The 1,131-nt window shown below is 31.0% G+C and carries 1 protein-coding gene; it reads right to left on the bottom strand.

What is annotated here, in order from left to right:
• Positions 1–1,057, bottom strand: a protein-coding gene (locus HNR32_RS13760) for an IS3 family transposase (protein WP_183863634.1) whose coding sequence is annotated in 2 segments (ribosomal slippage) — positions 1–802 and positions 802–1,057 — 1,058 coding nt annotated over the 2 segments. Because the reading frame shifts where the segments join, the coding sequence is not laid out codon by codon here. This gene is flagged as partial in the annotation.
• Positions 1,058–1,131: the final 74 nt, after the last annotated feature.

Below are 1,131 nucleotides of genomic sequence, written 5' to 3'. Positions count from 1 at the left end.
CTGTAGTTGTTAAACCAGTTAACATAGTCTGCTAACTCTACTTTTAATTCCTTTAATGATAAAAATGTTTTGTTCTTTACAAACTCTGTTTTTATAATTTTATACGTTGCTTCAGCAACGGCATTATCATAAGGACATCCTTTCATGCTAAGCGACCGTTTAATGTTAAAAACTTCAAGTGTTTCCTCAATTAGCTTATTTTTAAATTCATTCCCACGATCTGTATGAAAAATATTGATGTTTTTCAAATTTGTTTTAACTTCGGAAAATGCATGCATTACAAGCTGTGCATCCTTGTTTTTTCCTGCACTGTAACCGATGATTTCACGATTAAAGAGGTCTATAAGAAGACATATATAATTCCAGGATGTTCCTACTCTTACATACGTTAAATCACTTACAACTACATTATACTGCGGCTGATCATTGAAATTTCTAGCTACCACATTTTCAATTTTATCCTCATTACATTTCGCTATTTGAGGCTTAAACTGTGCTACTGTATAATTCGAAACCAAGCCTTCTTTTTTCATTATACGACCAATACGTCGACGAGAAACAATTTGACCCTCTTTAGCAAGTTCTTTTTTTATTTTTCGAGTACCATAATTATTGCGACTTATACGAAAAATTTCTTTGATAGACTGAGTTAGAGAATTTTCATCAGGCTTTTCCTTCGATTCATAATAATAAGTTGCTCTTGGAATTTTTAGGACGATACACATTGCTGATACAGAGTATTTATGTGAATTCGCTTTTATCACAATTACTTTCGTCCTAGTATCAGCGCTGCTTGCTTTAAAATATCATTTTCCATCTCTAATTGCTTATTTCTTTTACGTAATTCAATTAACTCATTTTCAAAATCAGAGCGATTATCCTTTTCTTTAAAGGAACCAGTAGTTTGTGATTGCTTTATCCATTTATCTAACAAAGAAGATGCAATATCATATTCTCTTATAATATCGCATTTTCTTTTACCATTTAGACATAATTGAACTAATTGTTCTTTGAATTCTCCTGTATAGGTACGACGTGGTCTTTTTTTAGTCATGATGTTATAACTCCTTTATTATTGATGTTATTTTACATGACCTTAAAAAAGTTGTCTAGTTAATTGTAACCTATCCA

Origin of the sequence: Pectinatus brassicae (assembly GCF_014201835.1) — a bacterium.
GTDB classification, from domain to species: Bacteria; Bacillota; Negativicutes; order Selenomonadales; family Selenomonadaceae; genus Pectinatus; species Pectinatus brassicae.
The sequence above is the reverse complement of the archived record's forward strand: the minus strand, read 5'-3'. Positions and strand labels throughout refer to the sequence as shown.